Source organism: Peptoniphilus sp. (assembly GCF_050943655.1).
Classification (GTDB): Bacteria; Bacillota; Clostridia; order Tissierellales; family Peptoniphilaceae; genus Peptoniphilus_A.
The window spans coordinates 1-5070 of sequence record NZ_JBMNPQ010000090.1; the positions used below are offsets into that span (position 1 = coordinate 1).

5 protein-coding genes and 2 tRNA genes are annotated in these 5070 nt (G+C 30.7%); all 7 read right to left on the bottom strand.

All coding sequences use genetic code 11. The features are described from left to right. Window positions 1-233: 233 nt before the first annotated feature. Window positions 234-320 (bottom strand) — tRNA-Leu (locus tag ACOX6R_RS07170). Window positions 321-356: 36 nt separating this feature from the next. Continuing rightward, window positions 357-433: transfer RNA gene (locus ACOX6R_RS07175), tRNA-His, on the bottom strand. 45 nt (window positions 434-478) lie between these two features. Continuing rightward, on the bottom strand, window positions 479-1060 hold the full coding sequence (rdgB, locus tag ACOX6R_RS07180; protein WP_433448721.1) for an RdgB/HAM1 family non-canonical purine NTP pyrophosphatase: 582 nt from the start codon (window positions 1058-1060) through the stop codon (window positions 479-481). Then, the gene (rph, locus tag ACOX6R_RS07185) at window positions 1057-1773 is read right to left on the bottom strand and encodes a ribonuclease PH (RefSeq protein WP_433448723.1); all 717 of its coding nucleotides are present in this window, start codon (window positions 1771-1773) and stop codon (window positions 1057-1059) included. Before rph ends, rdgB begins: the two co-directional genes overlap by 4 nt. 11 nt (window positions 1774-1784) lie before the next feature. After that, complete coding sequence (locus ACOX6R_RS07190; RefSeq protein ID WP_433448725.1) at window positions 1785-3086, bottom strand: N-acetylmuramoyl-L-alanine amidase; 1302 nt, start codon at window positions 3084-3086, stop codon at window positions 1785-1787. A gap of 79 nt (window positions 3087-3165) precedes the next feature. Further along, on the bottom strand, window positions 3166-4152 hold the full coding sequence (locus ACOX6R_RS07195; protein ID WP_433448727.1) for an AIR synthase family protein: 987 nt from the start codon (window positions 4150-4152) through the stop codon (window positions 3166-3168). A gap of 10 nt (window positions 4153-4162) precedes the next feature. After that, the coding region (locus tag ACOX6R_RS07200; protein ID WP_433448729.1) for a hypothetical protein at window positions 4163-5070 on the bottom strand (908 nt) is incomplete at its 5' end.

Sequence of the window (5070 nt, forward strand, 5' to 3'; positions counted from 1 at the left end):
AATTTTGTAAAAATATTTTTTATTTTTAAAATAATTTGTGTCTTGAGTAAAAACTATGTAATTTTTTTATAAATAGTTTTATGTTTAAATTAAATTTCCACATAAAAAAAACTTAGTAAATTTTTTTATAATTATAAACTCATAAAAGTTTTTACAAATTAAACTATCTTTACTAAGTAGGAAAATAAATTATTAAATTAAAAAAAGTGTGTCTCAATTAAGAAACACACTTTTGGTGCTAAAGATGGGACTTGAACCCATACGATCTTGCGATCGCCAGATTTTGAGTCTGGTGCGTCTGCCAATTCCGCCACTCTAGCATAAAAAATGAAGTGTCAATTGACACTTCATCATTGTGGGGTGGAAGGTGGGATTCGAACCCACGATCTTCAGGACCACAATCTGACGCCTTAACCAACTAGGCCACATCCACCACAACAATATTGATTTTAGCAAACTATTTCAAATATGTCAACAGTTATTTAATTTTTGTAAGTTTTATTTTTAGTTTTTGTAAAGCCCTACTTCTGTGGCTGATTTTATTCTTCTCATCTAGAGTCATTTCAGCAAAAGTTTTGTCGTATCCTAAAGGCATAAAGATGCTATCATATCCAAAACCATTGTCTCCTCTTTCCTCTTCTATGATATTACCTTCACATATTCCTTCTATAGGAATAATATTTTTATCTGGATCAATTAGAACTAATTCAGTTTTAAAGTAGGCACTTCTGTCTTCTGAGTCAGAAAGATTTTTTAAAAGCTTCTCTCTATTAAGTTTGTCATTGTGTTCACTTGCATAGCGTGCTGAATGAACTCCAGGATCTCCTCCTAAACTATTTACAAATAAGCCTGTATCATCTGCTAAGACATAAAAATCTGTTTTATCAGCAATTGCCTGTGCCTTTAAAAGTGCGTTGTCATATAAAGTGTCTCCATTTTCTTCCACTTCAAAATCGCAACCTACATCAGATTTTCCTAGAATTTCTATATCTAAATCTTTTAGCACATCTTTTATTTCTTTTATTTTATTTTTGTTATCAGTAGATAAAACTAGCTTCATATATAATTCTCCACTATTTCAAAATATTTAAAAATATCTCTTATTCCAACTTCAGCATCTTTAATAAATTCATTTAATTCATCTAGTGTAAATGTACCTTTTTCGCCTGTACCTTGAATTTCAATAATTTCGTATTTGTCATTTACAACAAGATTAAGATCAACTTCAGCATTAGAATCTTCTTTAAAATCCAAGTCCACAAGTCTTACTCCATTTACTCTTCCAACAGATACTGCACAAATTTTTGATATGAGAGGATTTTCAGTTAGTATATTTTTCTTTAAGTACTTTTTAATTGCAATTTCTAGAGCAATGTATGCTCCAGTAATAGATGTTGTACGCGTTCCACCATCGGCACTTAACACGTCGCAATCTACCCAAATAGTTCTCTCCCCAATTTTATCTAGATCAATACAAGCTCTTAGAGATCTTCCAATTAATCTAGAAATCTCGCTATTTCTTCCATCGAGCTTTCCACGAGAAATGTCTCTTACTTTTCTAGTTGCCGTTGAGCCTGGTAACATTGAGTACTCGCATGAAAGCCATCCCTTATTCTTTCCTCTTAAAAAAGCTGGCACTTTATTTTCAATCATGACAGAAACTACAACTTTAGTTTCTCCACACTGAATTAGCACCGAACCGTCAGGATGAGTTAAATAGTCAGGAGTTATTTTTATTGGTCGCACTTCATTGTTCTGTCTATCTTCTCTCACATTAATCACCATTATTCTGTATAATTCTTTACATAGTTGTCAATACCATTAGCTATTCCTCTAACTAATAGGTCAATATAATCTGAATCTTTTATTTTATCTAGTTCATTTGGATTTGAAATAAATCCTAGTTCAACTAATGCTGCAACATTTTTTGTCTTACTAGTTACTGCAATAGCTGGTCTATTTATTATTCCTCTGTTTTTTGCACCAGTCTCTTTAACTAGAGCATTTTGTAGACATTGTGCAAAATGTTTTTGAACTGTATCTTTAATTTTTATATTCTTTTCAGATGCATATAATACTTCAATTCCACTAGCACTTTCATTATCAGCACTATTGAAGTGAATTGAAAGGAACAAATCTGCATTATTGTCATTTGATACAGATGCTCTGTCAACAAGTTTTATATACTCGTCGCGGCTTCTTGTCATTATTACATCGTAATTTTTATTTTGAAGTACAGAAAATAGTCTTTCCGCTACTTCTAAATTTAAATCTTTTTCAAATGTCTTAGAATCTGCTCCAACTGCTCCTGAATCTTTTCCACCATGACCAGGGTCGATTACAATTCTAAGTTTTCCATTAAGTTGTATCTTATCTTTTATTACTCTTTTTTCCTGTTCATCTTCCATATTTAATGATAAGGAATTGTACACTTCTTCTTTTTTGCCTTTGTCTAAATTATTTTCAAGTTTTTTAGTTTCTTCTTTTTCTTGATTTGATTGATAGAAAAGCCCATTGTTGGAATTATTGTTTTTTGAATTATCATTAGCTGTAGAAACTTTTACTACATTGCTTTTCTTCTCATCTTTTAAATTTGCAGACTTAAATGTGCTAATTGTCGCAACAACTTTGTCGTTATTCCAATCAACATCGTATCCAAAAGTTTCAGAAATAAATCTCAAAGGAACCATTGTCTTTGTCTCAGCTCTTGGTGCTTTGTAAGAAGTTAGCTTTGGAGCTTGGTCTTTTCCAACATTAACTTTTTTGCCATCGACAAACACTGTAGAGCTGTCAATTTGCATTTTTATAACTTTTCCTTCATTGTTTATTGTGATAGACTTATTTTTATTGTCCCAGTTAACATCTGCTCCTAATTTTTCTGTTATCTCACGAATTGGTACAAAAGTCCTTCCATTTCTTATGTAAGGCTTAAATTCTGTGTTTAACATCTCACCATTAACTTGAACTCCGGCAGACTTCACTGTAAAAATACTATTGTTTATACTCACGTTAAAATTACTGCTTGCATAGATCGGGTTTACTATTATAAGAGCGAATAATGACATCGCCAAAAAAATCTTTTTCATCTGTATCCTCCTTGCATTTAGCAATTTAAGTTTATATATCTTTTACCGCTTTGTCAATATTGTTACAGAATTGACATCTTTATTTAATAACTTTGTATAGTTCGTCTGGTTCAGGATCAGATAAAGTAAAAATTTTATCGCCGTCGTAGACTTCTGCCACACCAGAATTATTCATTTCACCAATTTCAGTAACTTTTAGATTTTTTCTTTTGGCGGCTTCTTTAAATTCTTTAAAGTCACTTCTATCAAAAATCATAATCATGCTGCCGCTGGATATGAGTTTATAGGGGTCTATATCGTAATGTTTAGCAATTTTTCTAGTAGCATCTAGTACAGGAATTTTATTTTTATCAACACTTATCCCCTTTCCAGTTGCCTTAGAAGTTTCCCAAAGTGCACCATAAATGCCACCTTCTGTAATATCGTGCATGTGTTTTACACCATGTTTTTTAGCAAGCATTGCCTCATCTTTTACTGAAATTTCATCTTGAAGCTTCTCTACAACTTCTTTATCATCAGATGATAAAATATCTTTGCACCCAGGCTCGTCGTGATAGATTATACTTGTTCCTTCAACGCCAATATATTTTGAGACTACAATTACATCTTTATCTTTTACATTTTTAACTGAGAGTCTACCATTGCGGTCAACTCTTCCGATAACAGTAGTGGATAAAATAATTTTATTAACTGCATCTGTAACTTCTGTGTGGCCTCCCATTATGTCGAGATTTAACTTTTCACAGGCTCTGTTGCAGTCAATCATTATCTCTTCTAAATCCTTAATTTCTGCACTTGGTGGAAGAAGAACGGTTAAAAGAACTCCAACTGGATCAGCTCCTTGTGAACACACATCGTTTACAGAAATATGAATTGCAAGGCTCCCAATGTTTTTAGAAGCACCAGTGATTGGATCTGTTGATGTAACAATTAAGTCATTTTCAAAATCAAGCACGGCAGTATCTATGCCCGTCCCTCCACTTAAAACAACTTCTGGCCTTTTTATTTTTACATTTTTAAAGACATATTTTTCTAATTCGCTATTTTTTACTTTTCCTATTTTCAATGTCTAACTCCTAATTGCTCTTTAATTTTATTTCAAATTTATTAAATCCATCTTCAATATACATATTTTTATAAGTAATCTTATAATCTTTAAACTTTTTATCTAGATAGCTTTCATCCTTAACGACTCCACTTATAGATATATCTCCGTTGTCAAATAAGTATTTTGTAATTACAAAATCTGAATCTTCAAGTGCTTGCACATCGCCAATTATTTTTACAAAATTTTTATTGTCCCTTTGATACTTATCACTGGAAACATCTTGCACAACTGGTCTAATTTTTTCATTATCTTTTTCTAATTCATTTATATTTTTATTTAAGCTATTTACATAAATTAAATTGCCAGCCAAAATAATTACAAGACCTAGGGGCAATATATAATTAAATAATTTTTCACTCTTAAAACTATTTTTTCTGTGCCTTTTAATATTAAAATTATAATTTACTTCACTATTTCCATCAGAAAGTTCCATGTTTGTAAATTCTTTTATCTTACTTATAGGCATAGAATCAACAAGGTCTCCTACTATATAAGCTTTATCATCAGAAGATTTAAATAGATATAAATAATTTAAAAAATAATTTTCATACTTAAACAAAAAATCTTCGTCAATTCTATTTTCTTCAGGATCGTATTTCCTATTTAAAATATTTTCAACATTTTTTGTCTCTAATTTATTTTTGTAAATTAAATCTTCCAAATTTTCATTATAAACTTTTTTGACCGAAAAGACCAAATTATCTTTGACTTCTATTTTTCTAACATAATGAGTGCCAACGTCAAAATATGTACCATTTTTGCTGTAGATTTGCATCTCTGGTAAAATTAAAAAGTTTTTTATATCGAGTTTTGTCAAAATATCTTTAAAAGAATTTATTATATTTTTGCCAATTAAATCAACAGACAGTAGTAGTT